The sequence below is a fragment of the Endozoicomonas sp. G2_1 genome, from assembly GCF_017744155.1.
Taxonomy (GTDB): domain Bacteria; phylum Pseudomonadota; class Gammaproteobacteria; order Enterobacterales; family Alteromonadaceae; genus JAGHQT01.
In genome coordinates this window covers 61,073-85,069 of sequence record NZ_JAGHQT010000007.1, presented here as the reverse complement: position 1 = coordinate 85,069, position 23,997 = coordinate 61,073, and the positions used below count along the sequence as shown (strand labels likewise).

At 42.7% G+C, this 23,997-nt stretch carries 21 protein-coding genes; 3 read left to right on the top strand and 18 right to left on the bottom strand.

Features of this window, described 5'->3' with window-relative positions:
• Positions 1 to 9: 9 nt before the first annotated feature.
• Both rpmF and yceD read right to left on the bottom strand, forming a co-directional pair.
• Positions 10 to 180: a 50S ribosomal protein L32 gene (rpmF, locus tag J7384_RS10395; RefSeq protein WP_138318033.1), complete on the bottom strand. Its 171-nt coding sequence runs from the start codon at positions 178 to 180 to the stop codon at positions 10 to 12.
• A gap of 24 nt (positions 181 to 204) precedes the next feature.
• Positions 205 to 717, bottom strand: a complete 513-nt coding sequence (gene yceD / locus J7384_RS10390; protein WP_209113740.1) for a 23S rRNA accumulation protein YceD — start codon at positions 715 to 717, stop codon at positions 205 to 207.
• 129 nt (positions 718 to 846) lie between these two features.
• Between yceD and J7384_RS10385 the strand changes: the two genes are divergently transcribed.
• Complete coding sequence (locus J7384_RS10385) at positions 847 to 1,452, top strand: Maf family protein (RefSeq protein ID WP_209113738.1); 606 nt, start codon at positions 847 to 849, stop codon at positions 1,450 to 1,452.
• Between the two features lie 119 nt (positions 1,453 to 1,571).
• On the opposite strand, the gene J7384_RS10380 is transcribed toward J7384_RS10385, so the two are convergent.
• Positions 1,572 to 2,249, bottom strand: a complete 678-nt coding sequence (locus J7384_RS10380; RefSeq protein WP_209113736.1) for an HAD-IA family hydrolase — start codon at positions 2,247 to 2,249, stop codon at positions 1,572 to 1,574.
• Between the two features lie 15 nt (positions 2,250 to 2,264).
• Positions 2,265 to 3,224 carry a 23S rRNA pseudouridine(955/2504/2580) synthase RluC gene (gene rluC, locus J7384_RS10375; protein WP_209113734.1) on the bottom strand — a complete coding sequence of 320 codons (960 nt, stop codon included), beginning with the start codon at positions 3,222 to 3,224 and terminating at the stop codon, positions 2,265 to 2,267.
• A 670-nt stretch (positions 3,225 to 3,894) separates the two neighbouring features.
• On the opposite strand from rluC, the gene rne reads away from it, so the two are divergent.
• Positions 3,895 to 6,981 carry a ribonuclease E gene (rne, locus tag J7384_RS10370; protein ID WP_209113732.1) on the top strand — a complete coding sequence of 1,029 codons (3,087 nt, stop codon included), beginning with the start codon at positions 3,895 to 3,897 and terminating at the stop codon, positions 6,979 to 6,981.
• 83 nt (positions 6,982 to 7,064) lie between these two features.
• Here the strand turns inward: rne and J7384_RS19570 are convergent, their stop codons facing one another.
• The 10 genes from J7384_RS19570 to gyrA form a co-directional block, all read right to left on the bottom strand.
• Positions 7,065 to 7,403: a ComEA family DNA-binding protein gene (locus tag J7384_RS19570; RefSeq protein WP_209113730.1), complete on the bottom strand. Its 339-nt coding sequence runs from the start codon at positions 7,401 to 7,403 to the stop codon at positions 7,065 to 7,067.
• 143 nt (positions 7,404 to 7,546) lie between these two features.
• Positions 7,547 to 8,248 carry an orotidine-5'-phosphate decarboxylase gene (pyrF, locus tag J7384_RS10360; RefSeq protein ID WP_209113728.1) on the bottom strand — a complete coding sequence of 234 codons (702 nt, stop codon included), beginning with the start codon at positions 8,246 to 8,248 and terminating at the stop codon, positions 7,547 to 7,549.
• A gap of 115 nt (positions 8,249 to 8,363) precedes the next feature.
• Positions 8,364 to 9,533 carry a lipopolysaccharide assembly protein LapB gene (lapB, locus tag J7384_RS10355; protein ID WP_209113726.1) on the bottom strand — a complete coding sequence of 390 codons (1,170 nt, stop codon included), beginning with the start codon at positions 9,531 to 9,533 and terminating at the stop codon, positions 8,364 to 8,366.
• Positions 9,533 to 9,769, bottom strand: a complete 237-nt coding sequence (locus J7384_RS10350) for a LapA family protein (RefSeq protein ID WP_209113724.1) — start codon at positions 9,767 to 9,769, stop codon at positions 9,533 to 9,535. Before J7384_RS10350 ends, lapB begins: the two co-directional genes overlap by 1 nt.
• A 172-nt stretch (positions 9,770 to 9,941) precedes the next feature.
• Positions 9,942 to 10,229 carry an integration host factor subunit beta gene (gene ihfB / locus J7384_RS10345; protein ID WP_209113722.1) on the bottom strand — a complete coding sequence of 96 codons (288 nt, stop codon included), beginning with the start codon at positions 10,227 to 10,229 and terminating at the stop codon, positions 9,942 to 9,944.
• Positions 10,230 to 10,330: 101 nt separating this feature from the next.
• Positions 10,331 to 11,995 carry a 30S ribosomal protein S1 gene (gene rpsA / locus J7384_RS10340; RefSeq protein ID WP_209113720.1) on the bottom strand — a complete coding sequence of 555 codons (1,665 nt, stop codon included), beginning with the start codon at positions 11,993 to 11,995 and terminating at the stop codon, positions 10,331 to 10,333.
• A gap of 122 nt (positions 11,996 to 12,117) precedes the next feature.
• Positions 12,118 to 12,813: a (d)CMP kinase gene (gene cmk / locus J7384_RS10335; protein WP_209113718.1), complete on the bottom strand. Its 696-nt coding sequence runs from the start codon at positions 12,811 to 12,813 to the stop codon at positions 12,118 to 12,120.
• 308 nt (positions 12,814 to 13,121) lie between these two features.
• On the bottom strand, positions 13,122 to 14,402 hold the full coding sequence (gene aroA, locus J7384_RS10330) for a 3-phosphoshikimate 1-carboxyvinyltransferase (RefSeq protein WP_209113716.1): 1,281 nt from the start codon (positions 14,400 to 14,402) through the stop codon (positions 13,122 to 13,124).
• Positions 14,403 to 15,488, bottom strand: coding sequence for a 3-phosphoserine/phosphohydroxythreonine transaminase (gene serC / locus J7384_RS10325; protein ID WP_209113714.1), 1,086 nt, complete (start codon positions 15,486 to 15,488; stop codon positions 14,403 to 14,405).
• Between the two features lie 353 nt (positions 15,489 to 15,841).
• The gene (gyrA, locus tag J7384_RS10320; RefSeq protein ID WP_209113712.1) at positions 15,842 to 18,547 is read right to left on the bottom strand and encodes a DNA topoisomerase (ATP-hydrolyzing) subunit A; all 2,706 of its coding nucleotides are present in this window, start codon (positions 18,545 to 18,547) and stop codon (positions 15,842 to 15,844) included.
• 462 nt (positions 18,548 to 19,009) lie between these two features.
• Here gyrA and J7384_RS10315 point away from each other — a divergent pair, with 462 nt between their 5' ends.
• On the top strand, positions 19,010 to 20,884 hold the full coding sequence (locus tag J7384_RS10315; protein WP_209113710.1) for a DUF885 domain-containing protein: 1,875 nt from the start codon (positions 19,010 to 19,012) through the stop codon (positions 20,882 to 20,884).
• A gap of 125 nt (positions 20,885 to 21,009) precedes the next feature.
• On the opposite strand, the gene J7384_RS10310 is transcribed toward J7384_RS10315, so the two are convergent.
• The 4 genes from J7384_RS10310 to J7384_RS10295 all read right to left on the bottom strand — a co-directional run bounded on the left by J7384_RS10310 (position 21,010) and on the right by J7384_RS10295 (position 23,722).
• Complete coding sequence (locus J7384_RS10310; protein ID WP_209113708.1) at positions 21,010 to 21,450, bottom strand: hotdog domain-containing protein; 441 nt, start codon at positions 21,448 to 21,450, stop codon at positions 21,010 to 21,012.
• 36 nt (positions 21,451 to 21,486) lie between these two features.
• Positions 21,487 to 22,419 carry an alpha/beta fold hydrolase gene (locus tag J7384_RS10305; RefSeq protein ID WP_209113706.1) on the bottom strand — a complete coding sequence of 311 codons (933 nt, stop codon included), beginning with the start codon at positions 22,417 to 22,419 and terminating at the stop codon, positions 21,487 to 21,489.
• Positions 22,420 to 22,672: 253 nt separating this feature from the next.
• Positions 22,673 to 23,278 carry a peroxiredoxin C gene (locus J7384_RS10300; RefSeq protein ID WP_209113704.1) on the bottom strand — a complete coding sequence of 202 codons (606 nt, stop codon included), beginning with the start codon at positions 23,276 to 23,278 and terminating at the stop codon, positions 22,673 to 22,675.
• A 105-nt stretch (positions 23,279 to 23,383) separates the two neighbouring features.
• On the bottom strand, positions 23,384 to 23,722 hold the full coding sequence (locus tag J7384_RS10295) for a Grx4 family monothiol glutaredoxin (protein WP_247741737.1): 339 nt from the start codon (positions 23,720 to 23,722) through the stop codon (positions 23,384 to 23,386).
• Positions 23,723 to 23,997 lie beyond the last annotated feature (275 nt).

Sequence of the window (23,997 nt, the reverse complement as noted above, 5' to 3'; positions counted from 1 at the left end):
CAAATTCGCTTATTTAGCGATTACTTTAACACCTTTGTAAAAACCATCAGCAGTAACGTGGTGACGACGGTGTGTTTCGCCAGATACTGAATCTACTGATAAATTTTCAGCGGTTAATGCGTCATGTGAACGGCGCATGCCACGTCTTGAACGAGACTTTTTGCTCTTTTGAACAGCCATTGCCTAACTCCTAAAATCAATTAATTACTTAAGTTGTTTCAATACATCAAATGGATTCGGCTTATCCTGCTCTTCCGGCAACTCGCCCCAAACACTGTCAGCAGGAGCTGCACAGTCTTTCAAGTCGTGCTTCGGGATTAGTGGAATCGCGAGTAGTAACTCGTCTTCCACTAAAGCGCGCAAATTCACTTCACCATTTTCATCTAATTCAATTGCGTCATAATAAGACGGCAAATTGTCAGCTGCTTCTGCATTTTTAACCGGACTAAACGAAAAATCGATCTCGAGGTCCATGGCCAAATCTTCAGTACAGCGCTGACACGTCAGTACTACTGATGCTGAGCCTTGACCGGAGATGACCACCAAGCCAAGTTCATCAACTTCAAAGTTGACACTGACATTAACTTGCTGACAGCAGCTTTGACATGCTGACAGCAATCTATCCATTTCCGAAGTGCCAAAATAACCGTCGCACTCTAAACGACGTTGAGCACTTTTATACGGATCTATTGTTACTGGAAGTTTAAGATTCTGCATAAGGCGCGCATGATAATGCCACTGCTGCCCGCTGTCAAAAGAAAATTGCCCTATTTCGTTTAAAAAACGCTACTTTAGCCCAATATTATCGTTAACCTGACATTCTTACTATCAAATTGAGTAAAAACCATGCAAAAGCTGATATTAGCCTCTACCTCTGTTTATCGAAAACAGCTATTAGAAAAACTCAATATTTCCTTTGATTGCGCTAAACCTGACGTTGACGAAACACCTTTACCAGATGAAACGCCATTGGCTTTAGTAGAGCGCTTAGCAATCGCCAAAGCAAAAGCCATTGCAGTAAAAGACGACAGTAAAGCAAGCAATGCCTTAGTGATTGGCTCTGATCAAATTGCTGTTCATCAAGATGATATTTTAGGTAAACCTCACACTGAAGAAAATGCCATAAAGCAGCTCACCCGTTTTAGCGGAAACAAAGTGACCTTTTATACCAGTTTATGTCTGTACGATAGCCAAGAAGATAACTACCAAGTGACTATCGAACCCTTTGAAGTGCACTTTCGTCATTTAACGAATGCAGAAATATGCGCTTATGTAAAAGCAGAACAACCGCTAAACTGCGCTGGCAGCTTTAAAAGCGAGGGGTTGGGCATCAGTTTGTTTGAAAAATTAGTTGGTGACGATCCAAATAGCTTAATTGGTTTACCGCTGATTCAGCTGTTAAAAATGTTCAACAACAAAGGCATAAATGTACTCACTGATGCCAATAAATAATCACAAGGTTATTTAAGCTCAGTGCTTGTAGCACAATATTAAATGCGTGAAACAAAAAATGCGCTTTCGTTACCGCAAGCGCATTTTGATCTGATTAAACCACCAACCACCTATCTGTATTAGTCTTGAATACTCGCTAACATCTCAGCGACTGAATCAAAGGTGTATTTAGGCTGGTATTGGCTGAGACGTTCGGCATTTTCAACACCGTAAGTCACTGCAACCCGATCAACCCCTGCCCGTTGCGCCATCTCCATATCGAAACACGAATCACCAATCATCACCACCTGTTCAGGTTCAACTTCTAATTCGGCAAGTAACTGATTAAGCATATCAGGAGAAGGCTTAGACTCGGCTTCGTCAGAACATCTCGCAGCGGTAAAGTATTGTTCAGTGCCACTGGTTTGCCACATCAATTCCAAGCCACGACGAGACTTACCAGTTGCCACCGCTAACACCTTATCCTGGGCTTTTAAGGTTTGTAACAGGGTTTCTGCATGATCAAACATTAAACACGGTGTTTGATTGAGTTCGCGAAACTGTTGTTTGTACTCAGTGGTCAGTAACTCAGACAAAGGTTTGCCATCGATATGGGCTTGTCCTTGGCTAATGTGATCAGGAAATAGTTGAGCGAATGCTTCAGGCAAGCTCAAGCCAATAATGCTTTTGGCGGTGTCAAAGTCAGGTACTGGTAACTTCGCTAATTTGGCGCAGGCTTGAATTGACGAAACAATACGCGCCACCGAGTCCATTAAAGTGCCGTCCCAGTCAAAAATATAAACTTGATAACCTTTCACTGTCGCCTTCTCCTGTTAATCCTTAGCTTTAGTCAGTTGTGCCAACGCCTTTGACAAATTGTCGTCAAGCGGCGCTTCAACTTTAATGCGCTTTTCTAATCTTGGGTGCATAAATTCGATACTGGCGGCATGCAAAAACAAACGTTGAAGTCCTACACTTTTCATTTCTTGATCAAATTCAGGGTGACCATATTTAGGATCGCAAGCAATGGGATGCCCTTTAGTTTGGCAATGCACCCTAATTTGGTGAGTACGGCCAGTCACCGGAAACGCTCTCACTAAAGTAGCGCCTTGATAGTGCTGTAACACCTTAAAGCGCGTTTCTGACTCTTTGCCGTTAACATTGTCGACGACCACAACTCGCTCACCCGATTTAAGATCGTTCTTCTTCAAACCTTCGGTGGCCCGAGTCAGTTTAGGAGACCAACGCCCTTTCACTAAGGCATGATAAAATTTCTGGACTTTTTTATTGCGCAATTGCTCGTGTAAAAAACGCAAACCCGATCGGCGTTTGGCAATCACTAAGCAACCGGATGTATCTCGGTCTAACCGATGGACTAACTCAAGCATTTTGGTGTCGGGTCTCAGTGCTCTTAGCGCTTCAATCACACCAAAGTTAACACCACTACCGCCGTGCACGGCCATTCCCGATGGCTTGTTGAGAACAATAAACAATTCGTCTTCAAACAGTATTTTTTGCTCTAAGCTAGCAACCGAATTTAGTTGTGTTGAAACCGGCGTTTTTTGCTCAGAAACGCGAATAGGCGCAACGCGGATAGTATCATCGGCGGCTAATTTATAATCTGGTTTAGTTCGCTTTTTATTGACGCGAATCTCGCCTTTGCGCAACAGGCGGTAAATCATGCTTTTAGGGACACCTTTTAAGGTTTTAAGCAAAAAATTATCGATGCGTTGGCCGGCGTCATCACCATCAACGGTGAAAAAACGAACTTGAGGTTTATCAGTATCTTTCATGGCGCGCAGTTTAACATGTTTTTAGAAAATAAAAGCAGTATTTCATTGCCTTATCTAAGCTATCAATGAGATAATAAAAGCGCTATATTAGAGCAAGTATTAGCTTATGTTAAAAGTATGTTAATACAGTTTAAAATAGTAGTTCTCGAGCTCTGTAAAATAGTAAGAGGTCGACTGCGGCCAGCTTAATGTGCGCAATAACACAAATATCAGCGATAAGCACCGATAAACACTTAGTGTATTGAAGACACATTAATCTTTGACTATGGCCTATTGTTAACGATTGACGCGTGTAATTTGTCAAACTCTAAACATAAACAGTCTATCCAGTGAAAAGAGCAATTATTAATTGAAAAGTGAAATAGTTCGCCTCAAAAACCGTTAAGCCACTAACAATAAAATACGCTTAGCAACTTATTTAAGGTGAATTATTAACACTCTAGGCACAGCACCATAGCTGAGCACATAAAGTTATAGAAAGTATTTAGCTTAATCAGCAATGAGCTGGTTAACACTTTGAAAAATTGAAATTTTTGAACAGCTTACTAAGTAATATGGCTTAGTAAGATTGACACCCGTGAGGCTGACAAACCGCTGTTTAGTTAACGACAGAATGCTTTGTGTACTAAGCAAATGATGTGCTGTGGCTAAAAATAAGAGTCACAACATTATGAAACGTATGTTAATTAATGCTACGCAGTCGGAAGAATTGCGCGTAGCACTGGTTGATGGCCAACGACTTTACGATTTAGATATTGAAAGTCCAGGTCATGAACAAAAGAAAGCAAACATCTACAAGGGTAAAATTACCCGCATAGAACCTTCTCTTGAAGCTGCTTTTGTTGACTATGGCGCAGAACGCCATGGCTTCCTACCAATGAAAGAAATCGCTCGCGATTACTTTCCTGACGGTTACACCTTCCAAGGCCGTCCAAATATCAAAGATGTACTCACCGAAGGACAAGAAGTTATTGTCCAAATTGATAAAGAAGAGCGCGGCCAAAAAGGCGCTGCGTTAACAACATTTATCAGTTTAGCTGGCAGTTACTTAGTGTTAATGCCTAACAATCCGCGCGCAGGTGGCATTTCTCGCCGCATTGAAGGTGACGAACGCACTGACTTGAAAAACTCGTTGAGCAAGCTCAACTTGCCAAAAGGCATGGGCTTAATTGTTCGCACTGCAGGTGTTGGCAAAGCTTACGAAGAATTAGAATGGGACTTAAGTGTATTACTGCACCACTGGCAAGCGATTTCAGAAGCCGCAGCAGCGCGCCCTGCACCATTTTTAATTCACCAAGAAAGCAACGTTATTTTACGTGCCATTCGCGACTACTTGCGCCGTGATATTGGTGAAGTGGTTATTGATCGCCCTAAAATTTACGAAAATGTTAAACAACACATCGAGCTTGTCCGTCCAGACTTTCTCAGCAAAGTAAAACTGTACAACAACGACGTACCGCTGTTTACTCACTATCAAATTGAAACCCAAATAGAATCGGCGTTCCAACGTGAAGTGCGTTTACCGTCAGGTGGTTCAATTGTCATTGATCCAACTGAAGCAATGACCTCAATCGATATCAACTCAGCCCGAGCAACCAAAGGCGGTGATATTGAAGAAACCGCGTTTAACACCAACTTAGAAGCAGCTGATGAAATTGCTCGCCAATTGCGTTTACGCGATTTAGGCGGCTTAGTGGTTATCGACTTTATCGATATGACACCTGTACGTCATCAGCGCGAAGTAGAAAATCGCATGCGTGATGCCGTTCGCCAAGATCGCGCGCGCATCCAGTTAGGCAAAATTTCTCGCTTTGGCCTATTGGAAATGTCTCGCCAGCGCTTGCGCCCATCTATCGGTGAAACCAGCCAAAACGTTTGCCCTCGTTGTAACGGTACTGGTCATGTTCGCGGTATTGAATCGTTGGCCTTGTCAGTACTTCGCCTGATGGAAGAAGAAGCGATAAAAGACAATACCACGCAGGTTCAAGCACAAGTGCCTGTACCAGTGGCAACTTACTTGTTGAACGAGAAACGTCGCTCGGTCATGCACATTGAAAAACACCACAAAGTGCACGTACTGATTATCCCTAACCCGCACATGGATTCGCCGCAGTACGAAGTTGTTCGCGTTCGCCGCGACGAAACCGTGGCCGAAGCTAGCTATGAAATGCCGATTCAAGAAGCGAAAGTTGAAGAAGCTGTAATGCCTAAGTTTAACGCAGAAGCAGTAAAACGCGACGAGCCGGCATTACAAGGTATGACAGCGCCTAAACGCGCGCCAAAAGTTGAACCAAAAGCAGAGCCTGTCAAAGAGCAAAGCAAAGAAAAAGGCTTAATGGCTAAAATTGGTGCTTGGTTCAGTGGCTTATTCAACAACGAGCCAGAAGTCGAACAAGTACCAGAAAAACCAAAACGCGCCCGTAATGACAACAGACGCAAGCCGCGTAAACCACGTCAAAACCAACGCCGTAATCAACGCCCAAAAGGTGATGAGAACAAAGTTGAAGAAAGAGAAAATCGCGGTAATCAAGCGAATAGAAATCAGGCCAATAAAACTAAAAAGCCTAATCGCAACAAAACCGATAAAGAGCGCAATCAACAGCAACCAAAAGAAGAAAAAGTTGCTGAACGTCGTCAGCGTCGCAACAATCGCAAAAAAGTGCGTGTTGCCGAGCAAGACAGTGCTGTTACACAAACTGACCAGTCAGTAGCAACAGAAACAGCGCGTAAGCCTGTAGCTAACGAACATAAAAACAGCGAGCGTAAAAATACTGAGGCCAAAAAAGCTAAAGCTAACAATACCTCGCAGCAAGCTCAAGTTGAGGAATCTGTTGAACAAGCACAAAACAGTGCAAACAATCAACCTCGTCCAGACAAGAGTGAAAATGGTAAAGAAGAGCGCTCGCGCAATCGTCGTTCACCGCGCCACTTGCGCTCTCACGGTCAAAAGCGTCGTAAGCAACACAACAATGCAGATGCTAGCACCGAAGAGAATCAAGTAGTGCAAGAACAGCCTGCTACTGAGGATCCAATTGAGGCACGCTATCCGGAAGCAAGTCCAGAAGAAACAAGTGCAGTGAAAGCACCTGAGTCAACTGTTGAAACGGTTAGCCAAGACAGTGATGCACTCAATCAAGAAGCGAAAGCACTTGCAGAGCAGGCGCTTAAACAAGAGTTAAACGCGCTAGACACAACTGATGCTGAATCAATTAATGAAACCCGTGAAGAGCAGCAAAACTTGCCTCTAGAAGAAACAGCAACAGTAGCTGCTGCTGATACCACAGAGGTTGTTGAGCAAAGCACTGTTGCAGACTCGGTGCAACAAAACGATGTTGATGAAAACCAACAAACGTTTGAGTTTACTGAGCAGGAACAGGCTCAAGATAATGAAAGTACTTCGGAGCAGGCAGAGACTACTGACGTGGTTGCAGAAGTTGAACAAACAACTGAGCCACAGTCTAATGTCGAAAGTCTTGAAACAACTGAACTTGCAGCACCAGAAGTGTCTGAGCCGGTAACAGCCACCGAGCAGGACAGTGAACAGTCAAGTGAGCAAGTAGCGGTATTCGCTAAACCAAGTTATAGCGCTCGAGCAACCTCACCGATGGCCAAGCCTGAAACAACTAATCACTTGGGCGAAATTCCAACGGATTTTCTTGCCAATGCTGACCGTATCGCTTATCAAGCCTCAGGTCGAGCGGCAATTGTTGCTGACGTTCAAAGCAAAAGTAGCTCAGAAGCGACAAAAGCTGTTTAAACTAATATAAAGTTAGTAGCAAAACCAAAAAGAGCGGCAATAGCCGCTCTTTTTTTATCCAAGTTAACCGCAAAGCAAGCCAATTAAATTCTTAATGCCGCTTTATTAACTTCTATAATTTTTATACCAACACCTTTAACGTTCAGTAGTTGTTCAACGGTTTCAAACTGCCCATACTCTTGACGATAATCAATTATCGCTTGAGCTTTCTTTTCACCGATACCTTTGAGCTTAGTTAAACTCTCGATGTCTGCAGTATTAATATTAACTAGAGCTTGTTTAGCAACCGCATCAGCACCATCAGCGAGTAGAGGTTCGTTAACAGTATCTGCAAAGCTATTACTAGACACTGTAATAAGTGCAGCAAATAAAGCAGAGAACAATAAAATGGTGGTGGGTTTATCAGTTTTGATATGTTTCATAAATCATCCTTATTTCATCTACATCCAAAGATAAGTATCTTTTTGATACTCATCCTTAGGTGTAGAGGTGATTTATGCGCTTGTCAAATAGTGAACTAAATTTACCTTACTGAAAAACTGATAACGTAATGAAAAGATAACCGTTAAACGCTAGCAAGCGATTGATTTATTTCACGTAATACTTTTGCCGGATCATCCGCTTGAGTTATTGGTCGACCAATGACCAAGTAATCAACACCGATACTAACGGCTTGCTCAGGTGTCATAATGCGTTTTTGATCATCGCTATTGCTGCCGGCTGGGCGAATACCCGGCGTCACAAGCTGAAACGACTGCCCTAGTTCTGCTTTCAACATTTCTGCCTCTTGGGCTGAACAAACTACGCCGTCTAAGTCAGCACTTTTGGTCAGTGCAGCTAAATTTAAAACGTGTTCTTTCGGTGATAAATCAATACCAATACCCTGTAAATCCTGCTCAGACATACTGGTTAACACGGTAACGGCAATTAACAATGGCGCTTTATCACCATAAGGCACTAATGCTTCTTTCGCCTTTTTCATCATTTCACTGCCGCCACTGGCGTGCACATTCACCATCCAAACACCAAGTTCAGCTGCTGCTGTTACCGCTTTTGCAACAGTATTTGGGATATCGTGAAATTTCAAGTCGAGAAATACATCAAAACCTTTGTCCGTTAACGCTTTTACAAACTCAGGACCAAAATGGGTGAACATTTCTTTACCCACTTTTAAGCGACAGTCGCTCGGCGATACTTTATCGACAAACGACAAGGCGTCTTGCTGATTATTAAAATCTAATGCAACAACAACTTTTGCATCACGCATAACTATTCTCTTTCTCACTTATTTACAACACGAGTGACCTGGCACTCACTAAAATTAATTAGGTAAACACGAAAGTGTGCTCACACCTTTTTATCAATAGAAACAAGGCGATCCATTATTCACCTTCTAAACCGCGAACTGGTTTGAGCTGCTCCCAGTCATGACAAGACGGACAAGACCAGTAATGGACACTCGAATTAAAACCACAAGTTCGACAGCTATAACGCGGCTTAACTTTTAAATACTCGCTGACTAAGCCTTTGATTACATCTAACCCTTCATTGGCATTTGCCAGTTCAGCGTCGTTCATTTGTATTTTAACAAAATGCCTAAAGCCCCGAATAGTTGGTCGTCTTTTCAGCGCAGACAACAAATACTCCCGAGCTCTACCAACGCCGTGTCGCTTTTCAACATGGGACAAGTATTTAATCAGTACACTTGTTGCTCCCGTTTCTTCATAAGCTTGCTTAATAAACTGAAAGTACTCACTTTCTTCGTCAAGTTTGAGATAGCAAGCTTGCATATTATCAATGACATCGGGGAAAAACTCTTTATCTTGATGATAAATAGCGATATAGCACTTTTGCGCCTCACCGTATTGTTGATGTTTCTCGTAAACTTGTGCCAATAGCCAATTAGCGCGACATGAATTGGCATCGTACTCCAATGCCTGCTCTAACAGCTCAATAACATCGATAAACTTGTCCGCTGCTAATGCGTCGGTGGCCAACTCGCAGTAAAAATTTGCCAGTGCGTGCAGTAATTTTTTATCCCCGGTTTTGCGAATTGTTTTGGTTAAGCGCACGCCCTGCTGCCAGTCTTTCGTCGACTGATACATTTGAAGCAAGTATGTTAAACACTTAATCCGATAATACTTGTTTTTAAGTAGGCGAATAAAAATTTTTTCGGCGCGATCAAAGAGGCCCGCACTTAAAAAGTCTTTACCCAACTCAAACGCCGCACGCTGTTTTGCTTTCGTTGGCAACTCTTGGTGTCTGACTAAGTGCTCATGAACTTTTAGCGCGCGATCTAACTCGCCACGGCGTCTAAACAGATTTGCCATGGCAAAATGTGCTTCAACCGTTTCGTCTTCAACAGATAGGGTATCAATTAGGTAATCAATTGCTTTGTCTTTCTGATTAGAAAGCAGGTAGTTAATACCGGTTGAGTATTTTTTTGACAGGTCTTCTTTAACGGTTTGATCGTTTTGCTTAATACTATTACGCCCCATAAACCAACCATAAGCCATGGCAACGGGCAATAATAAAAACAGTAACTCAAGCATTAACTAGCGACCTTTTTAGTGCGCTGTTTTATCCGTCGACTAACAGACCACAACATCGATAGTGCAACACCAATACCAATACCAATAGTTGTAAAAAGCGTGACCGCTTGCGCAATGGTCAACTCGGTTTTGGCTATCATATAGTTCAGGGTAATTAATTCATTGTTTTGACTGCCAAAAATAAAGGCGATTAAAAACAATATTAACATCAACAACAAAGTTAAATAAAAACGCATAATAAAATCTATAACAATAAAAACTTAGCTACTTAGTTATTTGCTTACGTCCGATGTAAGAAGATTTTCATTGCCTTAGTAGTTAAAGGAAGCTTGAACAATCAAAATCGAACCATTTTACATAAAAAAACGGCATGCTAACTAGCATGCCGTTTTAATATCAATTATTCAATCAAGAGATTGAGGCATTAACGCGCTCACGTAACTCTTTGCCTGGTTTGAAATGCGGAACGTACTTACCAGTAAGTTCTACAGATTCACCCGTTTTTGGGTTACGACCAGTGCGCGGTGCACGGTAATGTAATGAAAAACTACCAAATCCTCTGATTTCAATACGGTCACCTTTTGACAAGGTTTGCGCCATCATTTCAAGAATCTCTTTAATCGAGTTTTCAACATCCTTTGCTGATAAGTGATTAAATTTATCAAACATCCGTTCAATGAGTTCTGACTTGGTCATTAGACCTCCCAGTGTTCACTTAGCTCGCGCCAACAGAGTTAACATAAGGGAGAGTAACAACCTAAGTTGTACCCTCCATCCAATTTTTTCTCAGTTCTTGATTAGTTTTTAGCGTTTTTGAACGCTTCAGCCATCGCGTTAGAGAAACCAGCGTCGTCAGCTTGGTTTAAGTTTTCCATCGCTTGACGCTCGTCAGCTTGGTCTTTCGCTTTGATTGATAAGCTGATAGTGCGGTTCTTGCGATCTACACCAACAAACTTAGCTTCAACGCTGTCACCAACTGAAAGCTCAGTAGAAGCATCTTCAACACGGTCGCGTGAAATATCAGCAACGCGTAAGTAACCTTCAACGCCTTCTGCTAATTCAATCTTAGCACCTTTAGCGTCAACTTCAACAACATTACCAGTTACGATAGCACCTTTCTTGTTGTCAGCTAGGTACATGTTGAACGGATCGTCTTCAGTTTGCTTAACGCCTAATGAAATGCGCTCACGCTCTGGGTCAACTTGTAATACGATAGCTGTGATTTCGTCACCTTTCTTGTATTCACGAACAGCTTCATCACCGCCGTTCCAAGAAATGTCAGATAAGTGAACAAGACCGTCGATGCCACCGTCAAGACCGATGAAGATACCGAAGTCAGTGATTGACTTGATCTTACCGCTAACTTTGTCACCTTTGTTGAAGTTCTTAGCAAACTCTTCCCATGGGTTCGGGATACATTGCTTAAGGCCAAGAGAAATACGACGACGCTCTTCGTCAATTTCTAATACCATCACTTCAACATTGTCGCCTAAGTCAACAACTTTAGATGGGTGGATGTTTTTGTTAGTCCAATCCATTTCAGAAACGTGAACAAGACCTTCAACGCCTTCTTGGATTTCAACGAAACAACCGTAGTCAGTTAAGTTAGTTACGCGACCAGAAAGTTTAGAACCTTCTGGGTAACGGTTAGCAATTGCTACCCATGGATCTTCGCCTAACTGCTTCATACCTAGAGATACACGAGTACGCTCACGGTCGAACTTAAGGACTTTAACTTGGATTTCATCACCAACGTTAACGATTTCACTTGGGTGCTTAACGCGCTTCCAAGCCATGTCAGTGATGTGAAGTAGACCATCGATGCCGCCTAAATCAACGAACGCACCGTAGTCTGTAAGGTTCTTAACGATACCTTTAACTTCTTGGCCTTCTTGTAGAGACTCAAGAAGTGCATCACGTTCTACACTGCTTTCTGATTCGATAACAGCACGACGAGAAACAACAACGTTATTACGCTTTTGATCAAGCTTAATAACTTTGAATTCTAAATCTTTACCTTCAAGGTGTGCAGTATCACGTACTGGACGTACGTCAACTAATGAACCTGGTAAGAACGCACGAATGTTGCTAACTTCAACAGTGAAGCCGCCTTTAACTTTACCGTTGATAACACCGATAACAGTTTCTTTTTCTTCGTATGCTTTTTCAAGTACTTGCCAAGCTTCGTGACGTTTTGCTTTCTCACGAGAAAGTACAGTTTCACCGAAACCGTCATCTGTTGCGTCTAGTGCTACGTCAACTTCAGAACCAACTTCGATTTCTACTTCACCAGCAGAGTTTTTGAATTGGTCAATTGAAATAACAGACTCTGATTTAAGACCAGCGTCAACAATAACGTTGTCTTTTTCGATTTTAACAACAGTACCCTTAATAATTGAACCAGGGCGTGTTTCGATTTCTTTTAAACTTTCTTCGAAAAGTTGTGCAAAATTTTCAGTCATAATGGGTTATGAACTCAATGTTTAGTATCCAATCGACTACCTGTCTCATGGGGTTGTGAATAAAACTCAAGCACATCCATGGCCAAAGTAAAAAAATAACTAAAAAGCCTATGCGTAAACGCTTAAGCTTCCTCTACTTGCGCTAGCTGTTCTTGGGCAAAACCAAGGATTTTTTCTACCACTTGATCAATAGAAAGTTCTGTAGAATCAATCTCTAACGCACCTTCTGCTGGTACTAGCGGCGCAACTTCACGGTTGCGATCACGCTCGTCACGTAGACGTATGTCTTCCAAAAGGCGCCCGATACTAACATCAAAGCCTTTATCTTTCAACTGATTAAAACGGCGCTCAGCGCGTTCTTCAGCGCTAGCAGTTAAAAATACTTTAACGGGCGAATCAGTAAAAACCACGGTGCCCATATCTCGACCGTCAGCCACTAAACCTGGCTCAACGCGAAATGCGCGCTGACGACGCAATAATGCTTCTCTAACACGCGGGAAAGCAGCAACCTTTGACGCCAACGCGCCAACTTCCTCAGTGCGAATCGCATTGGTGACATCTTCACCTTCTAAAACGATTTTGCTTTCACTTTGGTTGTCGATTTCAAACTGGACATCTAAGTGCGCGGCTATCGGCACTATTGGCTCTTCTTCATCTAAACTAATGTGGTGATGCTGAGTCGCTAACGCCAGCACTCGATAAATTGCACCACTATCTAATAAGTGCCAACCTAAACGCTCCGCAACTAATCGCGCTGCTGTTCCCTTACCAGCTCCACTCGGACCATCAATGGTGATAATTGGAACGCTATCCTGCATACATTTTTTCTCCAAAGGTAAAAATCGCCGCGATTATACGGGAATATATCGATAAAATCGCGTAAAAAATTATTTTGTAACATTATTGCCCGACAAATTTGTCAGTTTATTGCGTTGGCGCAAATGTTATATCGGTCTAGCATAGACCCGATGTCTGAAAATAAAATTACTGACTAATTGGACAACTTTGATAATACTAGACTGAATGCTAGTAGTAGAGTCGATTTTTTGGTGTAAGTTCAATGGCGAGCACAGTCGGTGCTCGCCGGTGGTTATTTAGCAACAGTTACTTAGCAAATGGTTCTGACTTACAAAGACACTTGCGCCAATTTATCAAAATAATCTGGGAATGTTTTCGCAGTACACTTAGGGTCGTTAATCGTAACCGGTGTATCACTTAATGCGACTAATGAAAAACACATGGCAATTCGATGATCGTTATAGGTGTCAATCTCTGCGTGCACAAGTGTTTCAGGCGGTGTTACCGAAATATAATCCTCACCTTCGTCAACAACCGCACCTACTTTTCTCAGCTCAGTTGCCATTGCCGATAAACGATCAGTTTCTTTGACGCGCCAATTGTAAATATTGCGAATCGACGTTGTTCCTTTAGCAAAAAGTGCCGCTGTCGCAATGGTCATGGCCGCGTCTGGGATGTGGTTCATATCCATGTCAACAGCTGATAATGGCTTACCGACAACGGTAATGGATTCATCTTGCCAGGTAACTTCTGCACCCATTTGCTCTAAGACATCAGCAAAGTGTTTATCGCCTTGAACACTGAGTTTACCAACGCCGTGAACTGTCACTTGGCCGCCTTTGATTGCACCAGCAGCTAAAAAGTAAGATGCCGACGACGCGTCACCTTCAACCATATAACGCTCAAGGGCTTGGTATGTTTGCTGCCCTTTGACGCTAAACGATTGATAGTTGTTGTTAGTCACAAAAACACCAAAACGACTCATTATATCAAGCGTAATATCGATATAAGGTTTCGATACTAGGTCGCCTTCAATAACAATTTCAGTATCTGTCGCTAACAGTGGCGTTATCATCAAGATAGCAGTTAAAAACTGACTTGAAATCGAACCATCAATAGTCACTTTGTCACCAGAAAGTGGGCGGCCATTGATTTTAACAGGTGGATAATCGTTATTTTCCAAATATTCAATATCGCAACCAAGCTGGGCCAAGGCATCAACCAAATGGCCAATCGGGCGTTCTTTCATGCGCGGTTCACCCGTGAGAATAAACTCCCCTTTACTTGCAGCAAGTGCTGCGCACAGTGGACGCATTGCTGTACCCGCATTACCCAAATAAAGCTCTAGCAACTTGTCAGTACTAAAAAAGCCATTGTTGCCAACAACTGTGCACTCGGTACCACACTCGCTAAGTTGATACTCAATTCCTAACGCAGTTAATGCATTTAACATGTGCTTGATGTCATCGCTGACCAACAAATTAGTAATTTTGGTTGTGCCTTTTGCCAAGGCTGCGATCAGCAAAGCGCGATTTGATAAGCTTTTAGAGCCTGGTAAAAAAACTTCACCGACAATTTTATCAATCGGATTTAGCGTAAGTTGCTCCATTTATTTATTCTCTTGTTCAAACTTTTTCATAAAATCTACTAAGGCTTGTACACCTTCAATTGGCATTGCGTTGTATATGCTAGCTCGCATACCACCAACGCTGCGATGCCCTTTTAGCGCCAACAACCCTTGTTGTTCAGCCTGCTCTAAAAAGTCACTATTTAACGCCTCGTTGCTCAGCCAAAAAGGCACGTTCATTCTGCTGCGATTTTCGGGGCTGATAGTATTTAGGTAAAAATCGCTGTTATCGATAAATTGATAAAGTAGCGCCGCCTTGTCTCTATTAACCTGCTCTATCGCCGGTACGCCACCAAGTTGCTTTAACCATTGAAAAACTAAACCAGCTAAATACCAAGCATAAGTTGGTGGTGTGTTGTACATAGAGTCGCTATTGGCCAACGTTTGGTAATTCATAATTGAAGGCGTGCCTTGGCGAGCTTTACCGAGTAAGTCATCGCGAACAATCACTAAAGTTAACCCCGACGGGCCAATATTTTTTTGCGCGCCTGCGTAGATAACACCAAACTTAGCAACATCAATTTGATGAGACAAAATGGTTGATGACATATCCGCCACCAATGGAATGTCGCCAGTGTTGGGAACATCAAACATTTCAATGCCATCAACAGTTTCATTTGGGCAGTAGTGGACATAATCAGCACCTGCAGATAACGACCACTCGCTGCTCGCGATGACAGACTTTGAACCGTTTTGCTCAGCAATGGCATCAACAACATTGATGTCACCATATTCCGCCGCCTCCTTTGCCGCGGCCTTTGACCACGAACCAGTGACAACATAATCGGCTTTGCCACCAACAGACAATAAATTTAATGGCACCGCTGAAAACTGGCCGCGACCACCACCATGGCAAAACAATACTTTGTAGTTGTCAGGAATATCGAGCAAGGAGCGTAAATCCGCTTCTGCTTGTTCAGCGACGGCAATATAGTCTTTACTGCGATGGCTCAGTTCCATCACTGAGCAGCCGTGGGACTGCCAATCGACAAACTCTTGCTGGGCTTTTTTCATGACCTCTACCGGCAACATTGCAGGACCTGCGCAAAAATTATAAACCCCTGACATAACTTTTTGTTTCACCTCTAAAATTAAAACTAACTAATAAAAGACTAAATACATTATAAATTTTTGCCGTGTGGGTAACTCGTTATCCACGACAATAGCTTTGGCTGCTCGTGGGTATGAACATCTGACCCACGCTACTGAACTTAAAACTACGCTCCTTGTCCTCCATGACACCGCGTTATTGCGGGCAAGGATGCCCGTACTTAGGTTTTGTACGGAACAATAAACCTGACCGTACTTCCTGTACATATGCGCTCTTTGTCATCCATGACACCGCGCTATACCGTACTTCCTGTACATAAAAAAATAGGCGGATAAACCGCCCATTTTTATGCTGATAAGACACTATCGTCTTAATCTTCGGTGGCAGTATCACCTGATTGTTCAGCTTGAGCATCAGTTGCATCACTAGCAACAGTCTCACCCGTTACTTCGCTAATGGTTTCGCCGTCAACATCAGCAGTAGCTACTTCTTCAATTTCGTCGATGCGCTGTAAAGCAACTACGTGCTCGTCATCGGCGGTACGAATCAAGCGCACACCTTGGGTATTACGACCAATCACGCTCACTTCGTTGACACGGGTACGCACCAGCGTTCCGTTGTCAGTAATCATCATGATCTCGTCATTTTCCTCAACTTGAACAGCGCCAACAACTTTGCCGTTGCGCTCGCTCACTTTGATTGAAACAACACCCTTAGTTGCACGGCTCTTAGCTGGATACTCTTCCAACGCAGTGCGCTTACCGTAACCATTTTCAGTGACAGTCAATACTGGCCCGTCATTTTTAGGTACGATAAGTGATACGACTTTTTGATCACCTTCGAGCTTGATACCACGAACACCTGTTGCTGTTCGTCCCATCGCGCGAAGTGCGTGCATTTCTTCACCTGTTTCCGGATCAATTTTCACTTCACCAGTTTCGCTATCGCGCAACTTCTCGTTAAAGCGAACCACTTTACCTTCATCAGAGAACAACATAATGTCGTTGTTACCATCGGTAATATCCACGCCAATTAAGGTGTCATCATCTCTTAAGTTAAGGGCAATAATACCGTTAGCACGCTGATTAGAATATGCTGTCAATGGCGTTTTCTTCACAGTACCTGAAGCCGTAGCCATAATGATGTACTTGTCATCTTCATATTCGCGTACAGGTAAAATAGCAGTAATGCGCTCATCGGCTTCAAGAGGTAATAAGTTGACAATTGGACGACCACGAGCTGTGCGGCTCGCAAGTGGCAATTGATAGACTTTCAACCAGTAAAGTTTACCGCGATTTGAGAAACACAGAATCGTATCGTGAGTATTGGCGACCAACAAGCGTTCGATAAAGTCTTCATCTTTCATTTTAGTCGCTGCTTTACCTTTACCGCCGCGACGCTGCGCTTCGTAATCGGTCAACGCTTGATACTTAACGTAACCTTCGTGAGAAAGCGTTACTACGACATCTTCTTCATTGATCAAATCTTCTAGCGATAGATCGTGAGAGGCTGCCGTAATCTCAGTACGGCGCTCATCGCCAAACTCATCACGAATAGCTTCGAGTTCTTCACGAATAACTTCCATCAAACGGACTGAACTTGCAAGAATATGCAATAATTCTGCAATTAAATCTAATAACTCTTTATACTCACTTAGAATTTTTTCGTGTTCCATACCTGACAACTTGTAGAGTTGTAGGTCAACAATCGCTTTCGCCTGTGCTGGCGTTAAGTAGTATAAATTGTCGCGAATACCGTATTGTTCTTCTAGCCATTCAGGGCGAGCGGCATCTGTACCAGCAGCTTCAAGCATGCCTGCGACATTACCTAGTGCCCAACCTTGAGCAACTAATTTTTCTTCCGCTTCTTTTCTGTTGGCTGAGTTTTTAACTAATTCGATAACTGGGTCAATATTAGCTAATGCAATCGATAAACCTTCTAAGATATGGGCTCTGTCTCTTGCTTTGCGCAACTCAAAAATCGTTCTGCGAGTCACCACTTCGCGTCGGTGAAGCAAGAACGCTTCAAGCATTTCTTTTAAGTTAAATAACTTTGGCTGACCCTCGGCTAAGGCGACCATATTTAAGCCAAACGACACTTGCATTTGTGTCAGTTTGTACAAGTTGTTTAAGACAACTTCACCCACTTCACCACGCTTGATTTCAATAACCATGCGCATACCGTCTTTGTCAGACTCATCACGCAAGGCAGAGATACCTTCAAGGCGTTTCTCTTTAACTAGCTCAGCCATTTTTTCAATTAAGCGAGCTTTGTTCACTTGATAAGGTAACTCGTGAACAATAATGGTTTCTTTGCCGTTATCTTCAGTTTCAATTTCAGCGCGTGCACGGATGTTAATTTTACCGCGGCCAGTTTTGTACGCTTCAACAATACCCGCTTTACCACTGATAATACCAGCAGTTGGGAAATCTGGACCAGGCACGTAATCAAGTAACTCATCAATGGTTAAGTCTTGATTTTCAATCAAGGCTAAACAACCGTTGATCACCTCGGTTAAGTTGTGTGGCGGAATATTCGTCGCCATACCAACAGCAATACCAGAAGTACCATTAACCAGTAAGTTAGGAATACGGGTCGGCATTACCGCCGGAATTTGCTCAGTGCCGTCGTAGTTAGGAACAAAATCAACGGTTTCTTTGTCGAGGTCTGCTAAAATTGAATGGGAGATTTTCGCCATTCTAATTTCGGTATAACGCATCGCCGCCGCAGAGTCACCGTCAACAGAACCGAAGTTACCTTGACCATCTACTAACATGTAACGCATTGAAAACGGCTGTGCCAAACGAACAATGGTATCGTATACAGCAGTATCACCGTGCGGGTGATATTTACCGATTACGTCACCAACGACACGCGCCGATTTTTTATACGGTTTGTTGAAGTCGTTGCCCAATACATTTTGTGCATATAAAACGCGTCTGTGTACTGGTTTTAAGCCATCTCGAACATCTGGTAATGCACGGCCAACAATTACGCTCATCGCGTAATCTAGATATGAGCTTTTCAGCTCGTCCTCAATATTTACAGGAACGATTTCTTTTGCCAGATCGGTCATAAATCGATGGTTTCCCTATGAATAGATATTTTATCGAAATTATTATAATTAGAGTGAGAGTGCGGCATAAAAAGCTCACATTGTAAACTCTACTGCTACAAGTGTACTTAACGTTAGCATGAGACACTTGCTTAAAAGCGCATAGTAACACAAAAACTACGGTTTTTGCGTCTTTTTAAAAGCACCATTCTGCGCACATCTCAGCGTGAATTCAAGTGCTTATTTGCTATTTTACTGTCACAACATAAGCCTTTGATTATTAACATGTAATAACACGTTGAATCGGCGAAATAAACACCGCTAATTAATATCCCAAGATATTGGATGATTTTTTGTACACGACAAAAGTCCAATTGAGCTCATGGTCGTGCTCAATGCTAGCAAAGCTAAGTTCATTAACGTTATACTAATAAGCGTTTTCAGTCATAAAAAATACGCATAAAAACAAGGATAAATTATCCAATGAACTTAAAATTAACAAGCATTGCAGCAGCACTATCAATTGCCCTTTTCGGCTGTCAAAATCAGCAAACAACCGCGACGAGCACAGCTAAAGCGGAGCAGAAAGTTGAAAACGCGATAAGTGAACAACAATACCTAGAGCAACTATATCGTGAAGCCAACCGAGTGCTATTTCAAAAACGCGTATTATCCGCAACCTTATACGGACTTTCTAGCGACCAGGTCGGTTTTGAATACCAAGGCAAAATGGAAAGCTATCAGCCAGCAACCGAAGCAGAGCTAAGAGCATCGTTACTGGCTTTATCGAAAAAAATCAAAAACGCACCACTCAATGGCGCCAGCACTAACGACAAAAACACCCAATTAGTGATGGCAAACTTAACCCGCTATTTTGCCGGCCATCCCGATTTCCCCATTGGTTATATCGACACATGGATGGGACTTTCACCTTTTGTCGTCAACCAAATTAACGGCCCATTGATCGATATTCCTCGTTACATGCAAACCGATCAACCATTGACCAATGAAGCACAAGCGCAAGATTATATTGCCCGTTTGAACCAATTTGATCAGCTTATTGGCAGCATTGAAACCAAACTTGCCGCCGATGTTGCCCAAGGTTGGATTGCGCCAAAAGTAACGCTAGAGGGCGCACTGAGCTACCTCAACCGCTTCACTCAATCAACGCCAGCACAGCACCCACTAACAACAGCTTTCGCTGAAAAAGTTAACGCTATCAGCGCACTCAGCACTGAGCAAAAACAAGACTTAATCGCGCAAGCTACAAAAGCGGTAAGCGAAGTTGTTTACCCAGCGTATCAGTCAATAGCACAAGCGACAGAGCAACTCATGAGCAATGCGAGAGTCGAGTCTGGTATTTGGGCACAGCCAAATGGTGCTAAATATTATCAGGACGCTATCGAGCAACTGGGAGATAGCAAGTTAAGTGCTGAGCAAATTCATCAGATTGGCCTTGATGAAGTCAAACGCATTACCGCTGAGATGAACAGTATCTTAACATCGCAAGGTTATGTTCAGGGCACTGTTGGCGAGCGTATGGTGGCGCTTAATGACGAAGAGCGCTTTTTATACCCAGATTCTGAACAAGGGCGTGCTGACCTGCTTGCTGATTTAAACGGTTATATCGACGAAATTACCGAGAAAATGCAGCCGCTTTTTAAAACTGCACCGTCATATCGCGTTGAAGTAAGAGCCTTTTCTAAAGAAGTGCAAGACGGCGCTCCAGGTGGCCAATACACGCCACCGTCAGTTGATGGTTCAAAACCGGGCATTTACTGGATTAACCTCAGAGATATGAAGGCAAATCCGAAATTTGGTCTTAAAACACTGACGTATCACGAAGCAAACCCTGGGCACCACTGGCAAGTGGCATTAAACTTGGAACAAGACAGTTTGCCGTTTTTACGACGCATTGCTCCGTATAACGCCTACATCGAAGGCTGGGCACTTTATTCTGAGCAGGTTGCAGCAGAGTTAGGCATGTATCAAGACGACCCTTTTGGCGATTTAGGCCGCTTGCAAGCTGAGCTGTTCCGTGCCGTTCGCTTAGTTGTTGATACGGGTTTACATCACAAGCGTTGGTCTCGTGAGCAAGCTATTGATTACATGGCCAAAACGACAGGTTCGGCAAAGTCAGATGTTATTTCAGAAATCGAGCGCTATATGGCATGGCCCGGTCAAGCGCTGGGTTACAAACTTGGCATGCTCAAGATTTTATCAATGCGTGCACATGCTGAGGCTGTGTTAGGTGACAAATTTGATTTAGGCGAATTTCACGATCTGATTTTATTGGGTGGAGCCGTGCCTATGGCCGTATTGGAGCAAAATATTAACGATTGGATCAACAGCAAATAATCCGGCTTTTACCTATAGCGGATTAGGAAACAAAAAACGGCGCTGTTAACGCGCCGTTTTTTTATTGTTTTGGTGTCAGACACGCTTCAATTCATCGCACACCTATCACAAACTAAATAAAGCATTTAAAGCGCTTTACTTTCTATTTCAATATCTTGCTCTAGTTCTTGTTCTAATTTTTGCTGCGGCTTGGATGTCAGCATTGCCATAGTTTTGCCATGAGCAACTGGCGAATGAGTTTTGGGGTCAATTTGAACAAACACGATATCATCAGCCAAACAAATCGTCTTTTTAGTTGCTTTATTGCGTACCAAACAAGTCACCGTGATTGAGGTACGGCCTACTTTTTTCACAGCTAAGCCAAATTCGACAATATCTCCCTGCAATGCAGGTGACTCGAAGCTGATCTCTCCCATGTGCTTGGTGACCAAACAGTTGGTTTCCAACTTACAAATAGCAAAAATTGCCGCTTCTTCGTCAATCCATTCTAGGGCTCGGCCGCCAAAAAGTGCATTGGCATAATTCAAATCATTTGGCATCACCAAACGACGAGATAAAAAACGCATAGTCAAATTACAAAATAAGTTAAAACGCTAGTATACCTAATCTGACATCGCCTCTTCATAATTTTTTAACCATTTAATCAATTCGGGAAAGTGATCATCCCGAGCTTTAGGGTGAGTCAAAATGTTAATGTGGTCATAGTCGAAATGATTGCCAGCACTTCTAGACAATAGTGAAAACTTGGCGGCTTGATTATTGGTTTCTTCAATGAAGCGTTTTACGTCCCGTTGATGCCCCATCAACTTATCATTGACCCCAGTGATATGCCATGTTGGTGGCCATGTAATTGATTGCGCCGCTTGCTGATAATCGAAGTCGTCAATGCGGTCTCGCCATTTTCCCTGCTTGACCCATGCTGAAATGTCTTGCACTGAAATGCGCGTTTCATTGTCAGCGCCAAGTTTTTTGCTGACTGCATCAAAATAGCCTGTTTTCTTCGAAAGTTTTGGCGCCAGCCAGTGCCAAAATAGATCTAGCTTGAACCATTTTTCAACACTCTTGACGGATATGGTTCGCTTAGTGCCAAAGCATATTTTACTGCGAACATAATCGAGATTTTCAGGGTAGCGTGCTAAACAGCTTGCCAGTAATACCCCGCCCCACGAGTGACAAATAAGGTGGGCTGGTTGATTGGTTTTAGCAAAAACAAACTTTAAGAACGCAGGAATATCACGTTGAATCGATTCTAACTGACCGTGATCATTTCGCTCAGCAACATTAGGAACGCTTTTGCCGCGGCCTCGAAAATCCGCGACAAAAACATTAAAACCTTGCTCAGCGAGAAAACACGCTAAACCTTTACCAGAATCAGTATAAAAAATTTTGCCATTTTCAACGGTGCCGTGCAGCATCAATATGGGTGTACCTAATTGATCACCATATATATGTCTGAGATGAAGTTGATGACCGTCATCGTCAAGATAAAGCGATTCTTGTTTTATTTCTTGCCTTGCTTGTTGTTGCTTTGCCAATTTCTTTTCCCTCAAAGGTCAGACCAGACATCGATTAAATTAAAATAACCGCTTTTGGATAACAGAGCAAGAGGTAGCGGGAAAGGATATAAGATAGAGATAGAGATAGAGATAGAGATAGAGATAGAAACTCTCGGCCATGGCACCGCGGAATACCATACGTCCTGTATATAAAAAATCCTCGCTGATTACTCAGCGAGAATTTTTAGTAAAACTTTTACTCCGCGAGTAAGAATATTACTCGTGAATAAAATTATAGCTCGTCAGCGTTGTCAGTTAGGTAAGAGGCAACACCTTCAGCAGAAGCTGTCATACCTTTGTCACCTTTTTCCCAACCTGCTGGACAAACTTCACCGTGATCTTGGTGGAATTGTAATGCATCAACCATACGTAACATTTCATCAACGTTGCGGCCAAGTGGTAAATCGTTAACTACTTGGTGACGTACGTTACCTTCTTCATCAATTAAGAATGAACCACGGAAAGCAACGCCAGCTTCTGGATGCTCAACGTCGTATGCTTGACAAATTTCGTGTTTAACATCAGCAACTAAAGTGTATTGCACTGGGCCAATACCACCTTCGTTTACTGGTGTGTTACGCCATGCGTTGTGGCTGAATTGAGAATCGATTGATACACCGATAACTTCAACGCCACGGCTCTTGAACTCGTCCATACGGTGATCAAAAGCGATTAATTCTGAAGGACATACAAAAGTGAAGTCTAGCGGGTAAAAGAAGACAACCGCTTTTTTACCTTTGATGGCTTCTGATAACGTGAAGCTATCAACAATTTCACCACTACCAAGTACTGCTGCTGCGGTAAAGTCTGGGGCTGGACGACCAACTAATACACTCATTTTCTTCTCCAATATGTAAATAAAGCAATGATTGCTTAAGTGTTTTTCTTAACTATTATCGTTTTTTTTGAGGCGAATGCTGTTACATCCGCCATTAAATAAATACTATGCGTCTTCTTCAGTTGCGTGCTTCGCGGCAACTTCTTTAACTAAGCTTTGCAATTCGCCTTGTTGATACATTTCCAAAATAATGTCACAACCGCCGATCAATTCACCTTCAACCCATAATTGTGGGAAAGTAGGCCAGTCGGCATAACCAGGTAACTCAGCGCGGATATCTGGATTTTGCAAAATATCAACGTAGGCAAATTTTTCACCGCAAGACATTAATGCTTGTGATGCTTGGGCTGAAAAGCCGCAGTTTGGCAGCTTGGGAGAACCCTTCATGTAAAGTAAGATGTGATTTTCGCTAATTTGTTCTTTAATACGCTCAATTGTATCCATGATAACCTCTGTTCGGCACGACTAAACTCACTTATATGGCATAAAAACCAAAATTCAAGCACGAGATTTAGATTATTTCGCAATAATCATCAGTAAATAGTTGTTATCGCCCTGTTGTTAATAGAGTTGTTTTTCGTTTGTCACATCCCAATAAAGTAACTAGGCTATGTTTAATAAACACCATCTCAGTGCATAAAAACTCGCCTATCGACTAATCTAGTGTTTAATAAGATTAGTATTACTATGGCAAACGACAAAAAAATAAGTAAACTATG

Excerpts from the sequence above, each read along its gene's own strand:
- rpmF (WP_138318033.1), bottom strand. The coding sequence starts at position 180 with ATGGCTGTTCAAAAGAGCAAAAAGTCTCGTTCAAGACGTGGCATGCGC.
- yceD (WP_209113740.1), bottom strand. The coding sequence starts at position 717 with ATGCAGAATCTTAAACTTCCAGTAACAATAGATCCGTATAAAAGTGCT.
- J7384_RS10385 (WP_209113738.1), top strand. The coding sequence starts at position 847 with ATGCAAAAGCTGATATTAGCCTCTACCTCTGTTTATCGAAAACAGCTA.
- rluC (WP_209113734.1), bottom strand. The coding sequence starts at position 3,224 with ATGAAAGATACTGATAAACCTCAAGTTCGTTTTTTCACCGTTGATGGT.
- rne (WP_209113732.1), top strand. The coding sequence starts at position 3,895 with ATGAAACGTATGTTAATTAATGCTACGCAGTCGGAAGAATTGCGCGTA.
- J7384_RS19570 (WP_209113730.1), bottom strand. The coding sequence starts at position 7,403 with ATGAAACATATCAAAACTGATAAACCCACCACCATTTTATTGTTCTCT.
- pyrF (WP_209113728.1), bottom strand. The coding sequence starts at position 8,248 with ATGCGTGATGCAAAAGTTGTTGTTGCATTAGATTTTAATAATCAGCAA.
- lapB (WP_209113726.1), bottom strand. The coding sequence starts at position 9,533 with ATGCTTGAGTTACTGTTTTTATTATTGCCCGTTGCCATGGCTTATGGT.
- J7384_RS10350 (WP_209113724.1), bottom strand. The coding sequence starts at position 9,769 with ATGCGTTTTTATTTAACTTTGTTGTTGATGTTAATATTGTTTTTAATC.
- ihfB (WP_209113722.1), bottom strand. The coding sequence starts at position 10,229 with ATGACCAAGTCAGAACTCATTGAACGGATGTTTGATAAATTTAATCAC.
- rpsA (WP_209113720.1), bottom strand. The coding sequence starts at position 11,995 with ATGACTGAAAATTTTGCACAACTTTTCGAAGAAAGTTTAAAAGAAATC.
- cmk (WP_209113718.1), bottom strand. The coding sequence starts at position 12,813 with ATGCAGGATAGCGTTCCAATTATCACCATTGATGGTCCGAGTGGAGCT.
- aroA (WP_209113716.1), bottom strand. The coding sequence starts at position 14,402 with ATGGAGCAACTTACGCTAAATCCGATTGATAAAATTGTCGGTGAAGTT.
- serC (WP_209113714.1), bottom strand. The coding sequence starts at position 15,488 with ATGTCAGGGGTTTATAATTTTTGCGCAGGTCCTGCAATGTTGCCGGTA.
- gyrA (WP_209113712.1), bottom strand. The coding sequence starts at position 18,547 with ATGACCGATCTGGCAAAAGAAATCGTTCCTGTAAATATTGAGGACGAG.
- J7384_RS10315 (WP_209113710.1), top strand. The coding sequence starts at position 19,010 with ATGAACTTAAAATTAACAAGCATTGCAGCAGCACTATCAATTGCCCTT.
- J7384_RS10310 (WP_209113708.1), bottom strand. The coding sequence starts at position 21,450 with ATGCGTTTTTTATCTCGTCGTTTGGTGATGCCAAATGATTTGAATTAT.
- J7384_RS10300 (WP_209113704.1), bottom strand. The coding sequence starts at position 23,278 with ATGAGTGTATTAGTTGGTCGTCCAGCCCCAGACTTTACCGCAGCAGCA.
- J7384_RS10295 (WP_247741737.1), bottom strand. The coding sequence starts at position 23,722 with ATGGATACAATTGAGCGTATTAAAGAACAAATTAGCGAAAATCACATC.